This window comes from Deinococcus humi, assembly GCF_014201875.1.
Lineage (GTDB): Bacteria > Deinococcota > Deinococci > Deinococcales > Deinococcaceae > Deinococcus > Deinococcus humi.
Genome location: NZ_JACHFL010000026.1, coordinates 11,179 through 27,176 on the forward strand (window position 1 = coordinate 11,179; position 15,998 = coordinate 27,176).

Annotated in this window: 11 protein-coding genes; all 11 read right to left on the reverse strand. The window is 65.7% G+C overall.

All coding sequences use genetic code 11. From position 1 onward, the window contains the following. Nucleotides 1-11 precede the first annotated feature (11 nt). Entirely contained in the window at nt 12-2,906 is a 2,895-nt protein-coding gene (gene treY, locus HNQ08_RS24830; protein ID WP_184137926.1) for a malto-oligosyltrehalose synthase, read from the reverse strand. Beyond that, entirely contained in the window at nt 2,903-4,753 is a 1,851-nt protein-coding gene (gene treZ / locus HNQ08_RS24835; protein WP_425321376.1) for a malto-oligosyltrehalose trehalohydrolase, read from the reverse strand. The genes treY and treZ overlap by 4 nt, the downstream gene beginning before the upstream one ends. 206 nt (nt 4,754-4,959) lie before the next feature. Next, entirely contained in the window at nt 4,960-7,107 is a 2,148-nt protein-coding gene (gene glgX / locus HNQ08_RS24840; protein WP_184137927.1) for a glycogen debranching protein GlgX, read from the reverse strand. Nucleotides 7,108-7,323: 216 nt separating this feature from the next. Beyond that, on the reverse strand, nt 7,324-8,124 hold the full coding sequence (locus tag HNQ08_RS24845; RefSeq protein WP_184137928.1) for a hypothetical protein: 801 nt from the start codon (nt 8,122-8,124) through the stop codon (nt 7,324-7,326). Nucleotides 8,125-8,202: 78 nt separating this feature from the next. Further along, nucleotides 8,203-8,943 (reverse strand): ribonuclease HI, encoded by a 741-nt coding sequence (locus HNQ08_RS24850; protein ID WP_184137929.1) that lies wholly within the window; start codon nt 8,941-8,943, stop codon nt 8,203-8,205. A 141-nt stretch (nt 8,944-9,084) separates the two neighbouring features. Continuing rightward, nucleotides 9,085-9,906 (reverse strand): alpha/beta hydrolase, encoded by an 822-nt coding sequence (locus HNQ08_RS24855; protein ID WP_184137930.1) that lies wholly within the window; start codon nt 9,904-9,906, stop codon nt 9,085-9,087. After that, nucleotides 9,903-10,346 (reverse strand): type II 3-dehydroquinate dehydratase, encoded by a 444-nt coding sequence (gene aroQ / locus HNQ08_RS24860; RefSeq protein ID WP_184137931.1) that lies wholly within the window; start codon nt 10,344-10,346, stop codon nt 9,903-9,905. Before aroQ ends, HNQ08_RS24855 begins: the two co-directional genes overlap by 4 nt. A 311-nt stretch (nt 10,347-10,657) precedes the next feature. After that, complete coding sequence (gene aroB, locus HNQ08_RS24865; protein ID WP_184137932.1) at nt 10,658-11,713, reverse strand: 3-dehydroquinate synthase; 1,056 nt, start codon at nt 11,711-11,713, stop codon at nt 10,658-10,660. Further along, nucleotides 11,700-12,293 carry a shikimate kinase gene (locus HNQ08_RS24870; protein WP_184137933.1) on the reverse strand — a complete coding sequence of 198 codons (594 nt, stop codon included), beginning with the start codon at nt 12,291-12,293 and terminating at the stop codon, nt 11,700-11,702. The genes aroB and HNQ08_RS24870 overlap by 14 nt, the downstream gene beginning before the upstream one ends. 167 nt (nt 12,294-12,460) lie before the next feature. Beyond that, nucleotides 12,461-13,609 carry a chorismate synthase gene (aroC, locus tag HNQ08_RS24875; RefSeq protein WP_184137934.1) on the reverse strand — a complete coding sequence of 383 codons (1,149 nt, stop codon included), beginning with the start codon at nt 13,607-13,609 and terminating at the stop codon, nt 12,461-12,463. A 127-nt stretch (nt 13,610-13,736) separates the two neighbouring features. Beyond that, complete coding sequence (locus HNQ08_RS24880; RefSeq protein ID WP_229790269.1) at nt 13,737-15,992, reverse strand: secretin N-terminal domain-containing protein; 2,256 nt, start codon at nt 15,990-15,992, stop codon at nt 13,737-13,739. Between the last annotated feature and the right edge of the window lie 6 nt (nt 15,993-15,998).

Genomic DNA, 15,998 nt, shown 5'->3' on the forward strand with positions numbered 1-15,998 from the left:
TCACTCCCGGTTTACCGCTTGACCAGCAGCGCCAGCGGAAATTCCTCCAGCACCTTTGCCAGCGGAATCCTGCCGCCGCGCACCCGGAAGCGTTCGCCGGTCAGCACGTTCTCGAACATTCCGGAACCCGGCAGCGTGAGCTGGCGTGTGCCCCAGACCTCGCCCAGCGCCCAGGGAACGACCTGACGGGTCAGGGTCAGCGTGAGCCTCGGCGCAACCGTCACCGCCAGTTCGCCCCCATGTTCGCGGGCGAAGGCCAGCAGGTGTCGTCCGGCGTCCAGCGGGCGGTAACTTCCCGCCTGGAACAATTCCGGATGGGCGTCGCGCGTCTGCAGGGCGGCCCAAGTCACCAACGTCTTGATGCCGCCGTCCTCGTAATCTGCCAGCAATTTGCTGGCGAGTGGCAGACTCGCGCCCTTTTCCAGCCGGGTCAGGCGGCGTTGCAGCGCCGGGTAATCCACCGGACGGCGATTGTCGGGGTCGACCAGACTCTGGTTCCAACCCTCCGAACCCTGGTAGGTGTCGGGGACGCCGGGGGCGGTCAGGCGGGCGAGCGTGGCACTCAGACCGTTCTGCGCGCCGTAGGGGCTGATCAGGATGTGCAGGTCACGCAGGGCAGCGGCGAAGCCCTGGTCGGCCAGCAGGCCACGCACGAAGCTGTCCAGCGCCGCCTCATAGTCTTCGTCGGGAGCGGCCCAGCTCGTCCGCAACTTGGCCTCGCGGCTGGCCTTGAGCATGTAGGCGCTCAGCCGGTCTGCCAGATCGTCTGGGCGACCGTCCAGCGGGTACGCGCCCAGTGCAGTCTGAAGATAGGTGTAGGCGTCCAGGGGACTGGGGGCCAGGCCCAGCTCCTGCTCCTGGCTGTGTTCCAGGATCACGGGGGCCCAGCGGCGCACGAACGCTCCCCAGACCTGCGGGATCTCGCTCAGGACGCTGAGGCGGGCGCGGGTATCCTCACCGCGTTTGGTGTCGTGGGTGCTGCCCGACAGCATCGCGTGCGGCCAGCGCTGGGCACGCTCCTGGGCGGCCCGGTGAAAGTCCTTGAGGCGCGTGCCGAAATGCGCCGGATCGCCGCCCACCTCATTCAGCGACAGCAGGCGGGCGTAGCGGTAAAAAGCAGTGTCCTCCGCGCCCTTGGCCGTCACTGGGCCGGTGAGCTGCTGGAAGCTGAGAGCGAAATTGGCGTAGGCGTCGCGCGTCTTGTCGTCGGCCACGTCCATCGTCAGCACTGAGCCTAGGTAGTCGAACACGCTGGGATCGAGCGGCCCACCCTCACGCCGGTTCTGAATCTTGGCGTCGCGCACGGCTTTGGCGATCTTGGCATTGTCACCAGGTTCGCGCGAGCCGTCGGCGCGCAGGTACGTGCGGTAAACCGGGAAGGTGGCGATGACCTCGCGCACGGCATTTCTCAGCGCCGAGAGGGTGAAGTCGCGCGAACGCAGGTCCGCCTCGCCCAGCCGCTCTAGCGATTCGGTCAGCACATTCACTTCACCGGGCAGGCTGACGCGCTGGATCAGCTGCTTGCCCCGGTACAGGTGCTCGCCGTAACTCAGGCGGTCCCCGGTGAAACGGCGGTAGACCGCGCTGATCTCGTCCTCGTGCGTGGCGTCCACGAATACGCCGTTCAGTTCGGCCAGGAAGTCGTAACCGGTGGTGCCGTACACTGCCCAGGCGTTCGGCAGATGTTCGCCCGGCTCCAGGATCTTCTCGGCCACCACGTACAGCGGAAGCGGTCCGCCCGCCTCCGGGTTCCAGTCCACGCCCAGCGCCTCGGCGGCCCCGGCCTGCAAGGCCCGGAAGTACCCGGCGGGGTCGTACAGGCCGTCGGTGTGGTCCAGCCTCACGCCCTGAATGACGCCCCCGCGCACCAGCTCGAACAGGGTGGCGTGCGCCCAGGAGAACACGCGCGGGTCTTCCATCCGCAGCGCCGCCAGATCGTTGATGTCGAAGAACCGGCGGTAATTGATCTCCTCGGCGGCCACCTTCCAGAAAGCCAGGCGGTAATTCTGTTCACTGATGATGGCGTCCAGCCGCGTTGTGTCGGCGTTGATGGCCGCCAGCGCCGCTTCCAGCGCTCCCCGCACCTCGGCGGATGTGTTCAGCAGGGCTTGCAGGCGGCGGGTCATGACGTCCAGTTCCTGCGCGCGGTCCAGCCGGTCCTCGTCGGTCAGCGCGTCTGAGGTGCTGCGCGGCAGGTTATCCACACTGCGGGCCAGGCTGCTCAACTCGGCCCGCACGGCGTCCGACTGAAGGTGGGGGACCGCGTCGGGAACAGGGGAGACGCGGGCACGAGGCAGATGTTCGCGCGCCGCCTCCAAGACCAGGGCGATGCTGCGCGGCGACAGCGGCAGGGCGCGCTCCCAGTAGCGCAGAAAGAAACGGCCCTCCGATTGTTCCAGTTTCAGTTCGCCGTTTTCCAACACCCGTCCGTACTGCTCGCCCAGCACCGGCAGCAGCACCTTGCCCTCCAGGGCTCGTTTCAGGGGTTGCCACGAGATGTCGAAGAAATGCGCGTAGCGGCTGGCCTGCCCGTGCATCAGCACGTCTTCCCAATACGGGTTGTGGCCGCCTTGGATCCCCATGTGGTTGGGCACGAAGTCCACCACGACGCTCAGGCCCAGCTCGCGTGCCCGCGCGGAGAACTTGCGCAGGCCCGCCATGCCCCCTAGTTCGGGATTGACTGCGGAATGATCGGTCACGTCGTAGCCGTGCGGGCTGCCCGGCGTGCTGGCCCAGATGGGAGACAGGTACACGTCCGAGACCCCCAGCCGCGCCAGGTACGGCAGGATCTTTCGTGCGGCGGCGAAGTCGAAGTCCCGGTTGAGCTGAAGCCGGTAGGTCGACGAAGGAATGTGGGGAGCGGCCTGCGGCTCCTGGGCGCTGGGCTGCGGCGCGGTGGCGGTCATGCGTTCCCCAGCAGCACGGCCTCGCCGGGATTGAGGGTGGTGACCTCACGCGGCGGGCCGTCCGTCTGCTCGGAGTGGACCACAACGCGGGTGGGCAACGGATGGGGTAATTTCAGGCCGCCCAGTTGGACCGCTGCCTCGCCCACGTTCCACAGCAGTAGCCGTTCGCCCGCCGCATTGTTCTGGCGCACCCAGAGCACTTCGCCCTCGTTGCCTGCGCTCAGCGATCGCCGGGAGCGTGGTTGCAGGGCAGGATCGTCGCGGCGCAGGTGCAGCAGGGTCTTGTACAGCCCTAGCGTCCTGGCATGTTCGCCGCTGTTTTTCTCGGACCAGTCCAACTTGGCGCTCTCGAAAGTGCCCCGCGCCTGCGGATCCGGCACTTCCAGATGCGCGAAATCGCTGAAATACGCGAATTCCTTCTTGCGCCCCTCGGTGACCAGCTGGCCTAGTTCTCCGGCATGATCGCTAAAGAAGGGAAAGGGCGTCTCGGAGGCCCATTCCTGACCCTGGAACAGCAGCGGGGTCATCGGCAGCGTCAGCAGCAGCGTGGACGCGCCGCGGAACTGTTGAAGGCTGACCTTCTCGTGCTGCTGTAACCGGTCACCCAACGCCCGGTTGCCAATCTGGTCATGGTTCTGGATGCAGTACACGAAGCTGGGCGCTTCCAGCGCGTCGGCGGGCTTGCCGCGTGCGTGCTCCTCTCCGGTCACGGACCAGAACTGCCCCTCGTACTTCCAGCCCCGGTTGATCACCTGTGCCAGTTCCGAGGCGCTGCCCTGGAAGCCGCCGTAATAGCCCTCCTGTTCGCCGGTCAGGGTCACACGCACCTCGTGATGGAAATCGTCTACCCAGATGCCGTCCAGACCGTCCTCGGTGACCAGTTCCGGCAGATTGCGGTGATCTTCGGCGAGCAGCAGGTGGGTGCCGCCCAGTTCGTGAACTTCCGCGGCGAGCTCTTTCAGGATATGCACCGGGCTGTCGTCCTGCATGGCCGCAGTGGCGTCCAGGCGCAGGCCGTCAAACCTGTACTCGTCAAGCCACATCAGCGCGTTGCCGGTCACGTAGCGGCGCATGTGAACCTCGGCGTAGTCCAGGCCCATGCCCCAAGCGCTGGAAAAGCGCTCGGTGAAGTAGGTAGGACTGTAGGCCGACAGGTAGTTGCCCGCCGGGCCGAAGTGGTTGTACACCACGTCCAGAAAGACGCCCAGGCCAAGCCCGTGTGCGGCGTCGATAAAGGCCATCAGCTCCTCGGGGCGTCCGTACGGGGCGTGCGGCGCGTACAGCGCCACGCCGTCGTAGCCCCAGCCGCGCTCTCCGTCGTAGGCGGCCAGCGGCATCAGCTCGATGGCGGTGATCCCTAGTTCTTTCAGGTACGGCAATTTGTCCTGCGCGGCGCGGTAGGTGCCCTCGGGAGTGAAGGTGCCGACATGCAGTTCGTAGAACACGCACTCGTCCAGCGCGATGCCCTTCCAATCGGTGTTCTGCCACACGTAGGTGCCGGGATGATCGACCTCGGCCTCGCCATGCACGCCGTCGGGCAGGAAGCGGGCGTAGGGATCGGGCAGCTCACGCCCGTCCAGGACGAACAGGTAGCGTGCGCCTGCGCCGACGGGCAGAACCGCCTCGAAGAAGCCGTCGCCAAGATCAGTCATCGGGTGGAGAGCGCCGTCCACCCTGACCTGCACCTCGCTGGCGGTGGTGCTCCAGACCCGGAAGCGGGTGCTCTGGCCTCCGGGCAGCAGGTGCGCCCCCAGTCGGGTTTCAGGAGCGTCCTGGTGGGGGATGGTGGGCGCAGTGGCATGGGTGGTCTGATCTGTGGTCATTTGCTCTGCTGAGGGGTGGGTCATGCTCGCTCCTTTCAAGGTTCCGTGCGTTCAGGCCATCGGCAGGTGGGCTCAGGGCTGGCCTTGCTCTCACCATAAGAACAGTGCAAAGGGACGCCAACGCCTGTCCCGCGTTAAGCGTCCCTTTGGATGCCTGATGAAAACTTGAATCTAAGACACGGAGCCTTCGCGGCGCCCTCGCGCCAGGTCTCCGTGTCAGATGCGGGGGTTTAATTGCGGACGCAGCGGTAGAGTTTCACGCTCCGGGCTTTGAGGGTGGTCTCCTCGCCGGTCTTAATGCGCTCCTCGGCATGGTCGTCAGAGGTATCCAGCAGCAGTTCCCAGTTGTCGCAACTGTCCAGGTCCGGCAGGCGGAACGGCAGATCCACGTAGGAACTGCTGAGCAGCAGCAGCAGGTCGTCGTCATGCACCGGGTTGCCCTCGGCATCGACATCGTCTAGGCCATCGCCGTCCAGAAACAGGCCCAGACTCTGGGTCTGTTCGTTGCTCCAGTCGGCGTCGGTCATGGTCTGGCCGTCGTAGCGCAGCCACATGATGTCGCGGATGTCCTCGCCCCGGATGGTGCGCCCGGAGAAGAACTTGCGGCGGTGCAGTGAAGGGTGCGCCTTACGAAGTGCGATCACCTTCCTGGTAAAGGCCAGCAAGTCCTCGTCCACGCTGGCCCAGTCGTACCAGCTGATCTCGTTGTCCTGGCAGTACGCGTTGTTGTTGCCACCCTGGGTACGCCCGATCTCGTCGCCGCCCAGGATCATCGGGGTGCCCTGGCCCAACAGCAGGGTGGCCAGGAAGTTGCGCTGCTGCTGTTGCCGCAGCGCATTGATGGCCGCGTCGTCGGTCTCGCCCTCCACACCGCAGTTCCAGCTGATGTTGTGGTTGTGGCCGTCGTTGTTGCCCTCGCCGTTGGCGTCGTTGTGCTTGTGCTCGTAGGTCACGCTGTCGCGCAGGGTAAAGCCGTCGTGCGCGGTCACGAAGTTTATCGAGGCGTAGGGGGCGCGTCCGTCGTTCTGGTACAGGTCAGACGAGCCGGTCAGGCGGTAGCCGATCTCAGAGGCCAGCCCACCCTCGCCCTTCCAGAAGGCGCGCATGTCGTCGCGGTAAATGCCGTTCCACTCGGCCCAGTTGACTGGGAAGTTGCCCACCTGATAGCCGCCCTCGCCCACGTCCCACGGTTCGGCGATCAGCTTGACCTGGGAGATGATCGGGTCCTGATGGATGATGGTGAAGAACCCTGAAAGCTGGTCCACCTCGTGCAGCCCGCGGGCCAGCGTGGAGGCCAGATCGAAGCGGAAGCCGTCCACATGCATTTCCGTGACCCAGTAGCGCAGCGAGTCCATGATCAGCTGCAGCGTCTGGGGGTGGCGCACGTTCAGGCTGTTGCCGGTGCCGGTGTAGTCGAAATAGAAGCGCGGGTTCTCGGCCACCAGGCGGTAGTAGGTGGGGTTGTCGATGCCCTTGAAACTCAGCGTCGGCCCCATGTGATTGCCCTCGGCGGTATGGTTGTACACCACGTCCAGAATGACCTCAATCCCGGCGTCGTGCAGGGCGCGCACCATATTCTTGAACTCGGCCACGGCCCCGGCCGGGTTGCCCTTCTTCGCCTCGGCGGAGTAGCGCACGTCCGGCGCGAAAAAGGACAGCGTGCTGTACCCCCAGTAATTGGTCAGGCCCTTGTCCAGCAGGAACGGATCGTCCAGATGCTGATGCACCGGCAGGAACTCGATGGCGGTGATCCCCAGGTCCTTGAGATACTCCAGCATTGGCTCCGTGGCCACACCGGCGTAGGTGCCGCGCAGGGCTTCGGGGATGTCGGGGTGGGTCATGGTCAGACCCTTGACGTGGGCCTCGTAGATCACCGACTGGTGAAAGGGGATGCTGGGCTTGCGGTCGCCCACCCAGTTGAACACCGGATCGATCACCACGCCCAGCGGCGCGCCGCGCTGATCCTCGGTCTGCATGACCGTGTCTTCTCCGCCAGGGACGTAGCCAAACACGCCCTCGTTGAATTCCTCGGTGCCGCTCAGCGCCTTGGCGTAGGGATCGAGCAAGACCACATTGGGGTTGAAGCGCAGGCCGCGTTCGGGGGCGTACTCACCGTAAACGCGGTAGCCGTACTTCTGGCCCGGCGCGATATTCGGCAGATAACCGTGCCAGACGAACGCGGTCTGTTCGGTGAGCGGATAGCGGGTTTCTTCGCCGGCATCATCGAACAGGCAAAGTTCCACGCCACTGGCGTTCTCGCTGTACAGCGCAAAATTGGTGCCCTTACCGTCCCAGGTGGACCCCAGTGGGTAGGGGCTGCCGGGACGCAGTCGGGTGGAGGGTTGAGAATTTTCAGAGGTTCTGACTATGGTTGGCATTTCGCGGGGAACTCCTTGGAAGGGCGCTGGCGCGTGATACGTCCAGACCCAGCAGCATCAGCAGCATAGGGGAGAGTGCGGGTTGTTTTCGCCGCGCACTCCTCCATGCTGGAAACGCTACCAGACCTGACCCCCGGCATCTGTGGGGGAGGGCTGCACACTTCCTTAAATATTCTTGGCAAAGCGGTCCGTGGCCGCTTCGGTCAGCGCTGCGAACTAGAAATCCAGCCGTCCACGCGGGCCGCTCAGCTTCGCCAGTTTCTCGGGCGTCCACAGCTCATAGCTGTACATCGGGTACTGACGCTTGAAGCGCCCGACCTTGTCCCAAACCTCGCGCGACTCGAAGGGAATCACCATGATCAGCTTGATCACGCTGTCCTCGTAATCGTAGACGTAGAAATCGAAGTGGAAGGCCGTCTCGTTGCCACTGTCGCTGAACAGCGGGAAGGCGAAGGGGCGGTAACGCCACGCCTTGTTCTTCTCGCTCAGCACGGCAGCGGCCACCCGCTTGAGATTGCTGTCCGGGAAGGTGAGCCGCTCGCCGTCACGGTCCCTGAACACCGTATCGGGCGCGGGCGCGTCTAGTTGCACACGCTTGAGCTCGGGCATGGGCTTGCGGCCCAGCTTGGGCGGTGGCTTGCGGCCTGGGGCGGGCTTGAAGGGCCGTCCGGCTGCTCCTTCCTTGCGCTCGCCTCTGCCGTCTGAGCTCCTATCCGAACCCCTTGCCCCCGGACCACGCTCGCCCGCGGCGCGTTCCCCTGGTCCGCGCCGCGCCGGATTGGTGGGCGACTTTGCCCCGCCGGGCCGCCGCTCACTCTGCGTCGTGCGGCTCCCGGCTGGTTTTGCGGTGTCTGTTCTGGCCCCCGTCCTGCCGCTTCCTGCGCTCTCTACCTCACTACCGCGCGAGGTGGTGCGTTCCCGCGCGGGCTTCACTGTGTCCCGCGTGATGCCGCCGCGTCCCTGCGCCGTGTTGCGCTTGGGGGCGCGTCCCCGTGATCCCTTCTTTGGCCCCGTCATGCGGTCAGTCTAACGGCTGGGAGGAATGGCTGCTGAAAAGCGCTGCCCTGCCCTCCCGGGCTGTGCGCCATACGCCTGCTAGCCCACCCCCAGAAACTCGACCCGCACGCCCGAGTCCTCTGCCGATTGCCGGGCGCTGAGCAGCCGCGCTTGGGCATCCGGGCGCAGGGCGCGCTCGGGGCGCTGCCACAACGCCTGGGCCACCTTGCTGGCGCGGCGAACCAGTAGCGATTCTCCGGGCTGGGCCAGTTCCACCGCCGCCAACAACGCCTGGGCGCTGGGCGGCACATCCGACAGGGGATCGAGGGTGACGTGCGCCGTAACCCGCTCGCCGCTGCGGCGCAGGCTGACGCGCGCCTCGGCCATGGCGGGGCGCTGCTCAATCAAAACGTCGGCCTGGGTCAGGTCCAGGTTGGGTGTGCCATTGCCACGCCGCGCGTCGTTCGCCAGATGGTGGGCCGAGAGCATGTGGCGCCGGGTGCGCGGCGTGTATCCCACCCGCAGCGTCACGCCACGCCCCTCGGCCTCGTCCATCACCTCGCGCGCCAGATCGCCCAGATGCTGGCCCCCGCGCCCGCGTGAGACAGCGGCGATCACCGCCTGATTGTCGGTGAAGACGCTGAGCGGTTCCCCCGCCGGGGCCAGTCTCACCGCCTCCAGCACCGCACGCAGTTCTGCAGCGTTGTTGTCGGGAGCGACGAGGCGGCCCTGGAAACGTTGGGCCAGACTCCCTGGCGTCCGCAGCACCAGCCCCCAGCCGCCCACGCCGGAACCATCCGGAAGTTCGTGCCAGCTGGCATCCACGTAGGCGTGATTCACTGCCTGCCTCCCCCCCGGCGTTGTGCGGCGCTCCGTCCTCCTGTCCTGTTCACCGTGAGAAGGAGTCTAGCAACCCGCCGAGGAGAGCCCAGTGGAATGTGGAAAGAGACAAAGGAAGGGCAAGGGGCGTGGGCAAGAAATCTAGTTTTGAAGAAGGAACCGGAGCGCCCCTGGCAGCCGCACCTTCCACGCCGTTTCGCGGTGGATTCCTTCTGGGTCCGCCTGAAAGTGCAGACGCTCGCCCAGGCCCTTTTCCAGCAGCAGATCGCGCATGGCATGGGCGTCGTTCCAGTACGCCTGTTCCTGCTCCGGATGATCGTTGCCTTCCCTGCCGCCGATGTCCAGCCACATCCTGCCCCTGATCGGCGGGCTGCTCCGCACCCGCCCGAACGCCTCGCCCGCGCAAGCCCAGAACGCCGGACTCATGACGCCTGCACCGCCAAACACGTCCGGGCGCGTCAGCAGGCCGTGCAGGCTGATCAGGCCGCCCATGCTGGAGCCGATCAGGGTGGTGTGTTTGGCGTCCGGCAGGGTTCGCAGGTGGGTGTCCACCAGCGGCTTGACGGTCTCGATCAGGAAAGCGAGGTAATCGTCGCCTCCGCCCCCACCGGGAACCTCTGGCGGAAAGCCCGGATGGCGGACCGGGCTGTACTCGTGGTAACGCCGCTCATTCCCGTTGGGAATGCCGATGGCAATGGCTTCCAGCCCCTCTGCGGCCAGCATCGTCAGCGTCTCATCGGCGCCCCACTCGCTGACGTTGTAGCTGGTGGCCGCATCGAACACGTTCTGACCGTCGTGGAAATAGACCACCGGGTAGCGCTTCTCCGGCTGCGATGCGTACGAGGGCGGCAGCCAGGCCAGCATGGTGCGGGCGGCGTGATTGGCGTCACCCACCCCCTCCCACTGGAGGAGCGTTCCGGTCACGGTGCTGTCCGGCTGCGCGGCGTACGGTTGCCAGCTCATGCGCCCACCCCATTCTCCCTGTCGATCAGGTACTCCATGCCAAGACGGTATCCCAGAAAACCCAGACCGCTGATCTTGCCCCGGCAGACGGCCGCCGTCACGGATCTGTGCCGGAATTCCTCGCGGGCGTCCACGTTGCTGATATGCACTTCTACCACGGGCAGCGGCTGGCCCGAGATGGCGTCGCGCAGGGCGTAGCTGTAGTGCGTCAGCGCGCCAGGGTTGATCACGATGCCGGAAAAGCCCTGTTCCTGTGCCTCCTGAATCCATTCGAGGAGCTGGCCCTCGTAATTGCTCTGGCGGCAGGTGACGGCCTTACCCAGCTCCGCACCCCAGGCCTCGCACTGGCGCTCCAGATCCTCGATGGTCTGCGAGCCGTACACACCCGGTTCACGCAGGCCCAGGCGGTTGAGGTTGGGGCCGTTGAGGATCAGCAGCATGGGAGGAGGGTAGCAGGGTGGAAGGTCGGGCGCGGCGCAGCAGTGGCTTGATCAGGCAGGTGGAAGTGAGTTCGTCCTCGGTATTCAGCGAGAAGTTGCGGTTCATGGATGTCTGGACGGCGAAGCCTGCCTCTTCCACACATGGTCGGGTTTCCGGATTGCCCGCCAGGGTTAGGCAGGAGATAGGCGACGGTCCCAGTTTGATCGGCAGGTTGTTGGGGGGTGATATTTCCAGACGGGATCGACGCCTAAACTCACTGCTGTGGATCCGCTATTGGGCCGTTTCTCTTAACGGGTTCGGCGTGACAGGTCTACGCCCTGGCTGAGAGGAGGGCTACCTGCGCCTGCCACTCCCCGAACACCTCCCGCAGAACCCCTTCCGGCACGCGGGCCAGATAAGGACGCGCCAGTTCATGCAGCAGCACGAAGCGTACGCCCTGTGAGTCGGCCTTCTTGTCGCGGGCCATGTATGGCATCACGTCCTCGAAGGTGAGACGGAACAGGGGCGCAGGCCGCTGCCAGTTCAGAAAAGCCAACGTGTGCGGCGTCAGGTCCGCACCGCCCACTGCGTGGGACAGCAGCGCAGCGTAATGCATCCCGTAACCCACAGCCTCGCCGTGCGTGACCGCGTGATTGGTCACCGCCTCCAGCGCGTGCGCCAGCGTGTGGCCGAAGTTCAGATACGCCCGCTCACCCTGCTCAGTGGGGTCACGGGTCACGACGCCGGCTTTCACGGCAATGGCATCGGCCAGGGTGTCTTCGAGATTCATGCCGCCGGGTTTGAACTGGGGCGAGAGAACACGCTCCAGCAAACTGGGGTCCGAAATCAGACCATGCTTGTAGGCCTCAGCAGCGCCCTCGCGGAATACGGCGTCGGGCAGCGTTGTGAGTGTGTCGGTGTCACACCATACCGCTCTTGGGGGATGAAAAGCGCCCACCAGATTCTTGCCCTCGGGCAGGTTGACACCGGTTTTGCCCCCCACTGCCGCGTCGACCATGCCCAGCAGCGTCGTGGGGAGCGTGTAGAAGGCCACGCCGCGCAGATAGCTGGCCGCCGCGAAGCCCGCCAAATCGGTGGCCGCGCCGCCGCCCAGACCCACGACCGCCCCGTCGCGGGGGATGTTGGCGGCAGCCAGCCGGGACAGCACGCTGCCCAGCACCTCAAGCGTTTTGCAGTCGTCGCGCGCAGGTACCTCGATGGTCACAGTGGGGGAGAGGCTGGCCCGTACCGCCTCCACGAACTGTGCTGGAAGGTCTGCCGGATGAATCAGCGCGATGTGGCGTTGCGGAACCTGCAGTCGAGACAATAGGCCTGAGCCAATCTCCACCCCATACGCCTGCGGCCCGCCGACCTCAATCCGTCGCACGGTCCGCCAACGCTTCGGGGGCCTCGGCCCAGGCGTGGGCAGCGTCGGACCAGTTCCAGAGGCGCTCGATGATCTCCTCCACGATTTCCTCAGAGGGCCGGCCATCGCTGTGAACGTGGATGGTGCCCTGGCGATACACGCCCTCGCGCTCGTCCATCAGGCTGCGGATGCGGCCCAGGGGGTCCTCGGCGCGCAGCAGCGGGCGGTCACTGTGCTTGGTGCGCTGGTACACGGTTTCGGGCGTGGCCCACAGAACCACCACCGGGCCACGTTCCAGCAGCGTGCGGCGGTTGGCCTCATGAATGAACGTGCCGCCGCCCAGGCTGATGACGGCGTGTTCCAGCCGGGAGACGCGGCGCACCACCTCGGCCTCGCAGGAGCGGAAGTAGCCCTCGCCCTCCTGTTCAAACACCTCGGGGATGCTCTTGCCCACCACCCGCGTGATCAGCTTGTCGGTGTCCACGAAATGCAGTGCCAGGGCGCGCGACAGCTCCCAGCCCACCCGGCTCTTTCCAGTCCCCATGAAGCCAGCCAGCGCCACCCAGTCGACTGGGCGTTCGATCAGGCCCGTACTCCACATGGGTGACAGTCTAGAGGACTCCTCCGTGTGCGGGGTAACAATGGCACGGTCTGGAGGTTCGGACGGGGCAGCCAGGAGCGCCTGAAGCTCGTGCTCCACGCATTCGGTCAGTCCCACCAAGGTTGCCTCAGAGCGGGGCGACACTGTGCTGACCTCTCCCAGTGCCACTAGTACGACTGCGCGTAGGCGCGCGCCGCCGCCACCCGCTCCTGCAACTCGCTCAGGGTGTCGCCGCCGAATTTCTCCTGAATAGCGTCTGCGATGACCAGGCCGATCACGCATTGCAGGATGACTCCGGCAGCAGGCACGGCGGTGGTGTCGCTGCGCTCACGGGCCGCGTCCGACGCCTCATGCGACACGACGTTGACGGTAGGGAGCGGCTTCATCAGGGTGGCAATCGGCTTCATCGCCACGCGGACGACCAGTTCCTCGCCGTTGGTCATGCCCGCCTCCAGGCCCCCCGCCCCATTGGTGTCGCGGGCGTAGGTGCCGTCACGATAATGGATGGCGTCGTGCACGCCGCTGCCGGCCTTCAGGGCGTTGTCGAAGGCCCGCCCAATCTCCACACCTTTCATGGCCTGCACGCTCAGACACGCCTGCGCGATGCGTCCGTCGAGCTTGCGGTCCCAGTGGACAAAGCTGCCCAGGCCCACTGGCAGCCCGCGGAAGCGCACCTCCAGGATGCCGCCCAGCGTGTCGCCGTCCTTCTTGGCCGCGTCGATCCGTTCGCGCATTCTCTCAGCGGCGTCAGCGTCGGGCGTTCGCAGGTCGCTGTCCTCAATGGCGTCCAGCGCGTCCCAGCTGAAATCCTGTTTCGTCTCGATTCCGGCCAGACTGGACACGTAGTTCGCGCCCTGGATGCCCAGCTCCTCCAGCAGCTTCAGGGCCACGCTGCCCACCGCCACCCTGGCCGCTGTTTCGCGGGCGCTGGCGCGTTCCAGCACGTCGCGCAGGTCCTTGTGACGGTACTTGATCCCGCCGGTCAGGTCCGCGTGGCCGGGGCGGGCGTCGGTGAGGGCTTTCTTGCGCGGCTCCCCGCCCGGTTCCGGCGACATGATCTCGGTCCAGTTGCGATGGTCCCTGTTTTCGATCACCAGCGCAATCGGCGCTCCAGTGGTGCGCCCTGCCCGCACGCCACTCAGGATTGCCGCCTCATCGGTCTCGATCACCATGCGCCGCCCACGCCCGTAGCCGCCCTGCCTCCGCCGCAGCCACGGGTCAATGTCGCCCTTGCCCAGCGGCAGTCCCGACGGCACCCCCTCGATGATGGCCGTCAGTTGCGGCCCGTGCGATTCTCCAGCGGTCAGATACCTCATATGGGCCGACTGTAGCGCCCACCCTCTGCCTGCCAAGGGGCCATGCCCAAACAGGGCGGGACGCGGCAGGGGCCGCAAAAAGCCCCCCTCCTGTATACGGAGGGAGGCGGGAAGGCCGGGCGCGACTTTACTTGACGATGTTTCCGGTAATGACCACCAGCAGCTGGGTCTGCTCTTTCTTGGTGGTTTCCTTGCCGAACAGGCCGCCGATCACGGGAATGCTCGACAGGAAGGGCACGCCGTCGTTGTTGCGGGTTTCTCTGGTCTTGAGCAGGCCGCTTAGGAGCAGCGTCTCACCGCTCTTGAAGGTCAGGGTGGTCTGCGCTTCGCTGTTGGTGAACTGCAGCAGGTTGGGCACGGTCGAGGCGGTGATGGCGGTAGTCAGATCGTTGACCTGGCCGCGTACGCGCATGGTGATCGAGCCGTCTGGTGCCACCTGGGGGTTGTAGAAGTCCAGGTTCACGCCGTAGTCGATCTGCTTCTGAATCCCAGGGACGTTGGCGGCCGCCGAGGGAATGTTGATCTCCAGCCGTCCGCCGGACTTGATGGTGGCTGCCGCGTCAGCGGAGGCGTTCTGGGTCTGACCCGCGCTGCCCAGCGAACGCTGGCCGCTCTGCATGGTGATCGCGCCGTCGTAAACGCTCTTGGACAGGCCCTGGTTCTGCAGGGTGTTCAGGGTCGCGCCCAGGTTAAAGCCCATCAGGCTCTGGGTGGGATTGAAGGCTGCGCCCAGGCCACCGCCCCCCGCTGAGACAGTGAAGCCGCCAAAGCCTACCTTCCAGTCAATGCCCAGGCTACGGCCTGCCGATTCGGTGATTTCCTGAATGCGGACCTGCACGTTGATCTGCGGCACTTTCTGGTCCAGCTGAGGAATCAGCTGGGCCACCTGCTCGACCTGGGCCACTGTGCCGCGCACGATTACGGTGTTGGTGCGCTTGTCGGCGATGATGGTGGCGGCCTGGGTGGTGGCCGCGCTGTCTGTCCCAGCGGTTCCCGCGGCCTGGGATTGCAGCGGAGCATTAGCGACGGGACCGCTGGTGTAGGGCTGCCCGGTGATCGGGTTAATCAAGGTGGCGTTGGGGGTCAGGGTGTTCGGGGTCACGTCCCGCGCCAGAGTGCCTTCCAGAGTGGCCTTCACTTCCTCGGCGCTGGCATTGATCAGCGTGAAGACGCGCTGCACGGTGCTGGCAGCCACCGGCGCGGGCTGATCCACCTGACCCAGCAGGGCCAGCGCGGCGCTGAGCTGATCCTGGGCCCCGCTAATCACCAGCCTCTCGGTGGTGCCGATGGGCGTGACTTTGAGGCCCGGATACTGCGCGGCCAGGAACTTGGTCACGTCTTCGGATTTTCCTTTGGCGGAGTAGACCTGGACCGACGTCTTGGGGTCCAGGGCGACGCTGACAGGGCGGTCGACCTGAGCCAGCAACTTGAAGGCTTCCCCCAGCTGGTCCTCAGGGCCGCTGACGACCACCTGTCCGGTGGTGCCCATTGCAGACACCTTGAGGCCAGGGTACTGCGCGCCCAGCAGGCCCACCACGTCTTCCTGACGGCCATTGACGCTGTACACCCGCTGGACATTGGGAATCGGGGTGGGCTTGACCACGGCGGGGGCCGACGCCTGGGCGGCGATGATCTGCGAGAGCAGTCGCTCGACCTGGGCCACTTCCTGGTTGGTGCCCCGGATGATCACGCTGTTCGAGGCCGGCTCGGCGACGATCCGCATGGTGGGCGAATCCAATACGATTTCCTCCTGGCTGGCCTCAGTGGTGGTGGCCTGCGCTCCGGCAACGTTGGCTCCCGCCGGAGCCGCATTGGTCTGGCTGCTCGTGATCTTGCGCAGGCTCCCGAAGGACAGCTTGAGCTGGCGCTCGGTGTCGGCGGCGCTCAGGCTGGCGGGCAGTTTGACAATCTTCTGGATAGGCTTGATGCCCACCCGCAGCACAGTCTTGCCGCCAATGCCCAGCGACTCGTAGCTCAGGCCGTAGATGTCCAGCACCAGGGGCCAGACCTCGTTGAAGGGCTTGTCTTTGAACGAGTAGGACACGACGTTGCCCATGCCCGTCGCTGCAGCGCCGGTGGGCGCCGCGACACTGTTGGCCAGCAACACGCCGTCCACCGAGGGTTCGATGATGATCTCGTACCCCGCGCTCATGGCCAGGGCGACGAGCATGGAGGCTAGATCGCTGCCCGCACGGCGGACTTCGAAGGTGACCTTGGCGACCGAAAGCTGAGGGTCGGAGACGATGGTCTGTGCGGGGCTGGCGCTGATGGCGGGTTTGGGAGTGGCGTTACTAGGCGTGGCGGGAACAGTCTGGGCGGGGGCGGTCTGCGCGGCGGCCATGCCGAGCGCGGCGGTCAGCAGGAGGGCATAACGGTTCATCATGGCTTG

Bases quoted from the DNA above. Each gene is read 5' to 3' on its own strand.
- treY (WP_184137926.1), bottom strand. From the start codon at position 2,906: ATGACCGCCACCGCGCCGCAGCCCAGCGCCCAGGAGCCGCAGGCCGCT.
- treZ (WP_425321376.1), bottom strand. From the start codon at position 4,753: ATGACCCACCCCTCAGCAGAGCAAATGACCACAGATCAGACCACCCAT.
- glgX (WP_184137927.1), bottom strand. From the start codon at position 7,107: ATGCCAACCATAGTCAGAACCTCTGAAAATTCTCAACCCTCCACCCGA.
- HNQ08_RS24845 (WP_184137928.1), bottom strand. From the start codon at position 8,124: ATGACGGGGCCAAAGAAGGGATCACGGGGACGCGCCCCCAAGCGCAAC.
- HNQ08_RS24855 (WP_184137930.1), bottom strand. From the start codon at position 9,906: ATGAGCTGGCAACCGTACGCCGCGCAGCCGGACAGCACCGTGACCGGA.
- aroQ (WP_184137931.1), bottom strand. From the start codon at position 10,346: ATGCTGCTGATCCTCAACGGCCCCAACCTCAACCGCCTGGGCCTGCGT.
- HNQ08_RS24870 (WP_184137933.1), bottom strand. From the start codon at position 12,293: ATGTGGAGTACGGGCCTGATCGAACGCCCAGTCGACTGGGTGGCGCTG.
- aroC (WP_184137934.1), bottom strand. From the start codon at position 13,609: ATGAGGTATCTGACCGCTGGAGAATCGCACGGGCCGCAACTGACGGCC.
- HNQ08_RS24880 (WP_229790269.1), bottom strand. From the start codon at position 15,992: ATGATGAACCGTTATGCCCTCCTGCTGACCGCCGCGCTCGGCATGGCC.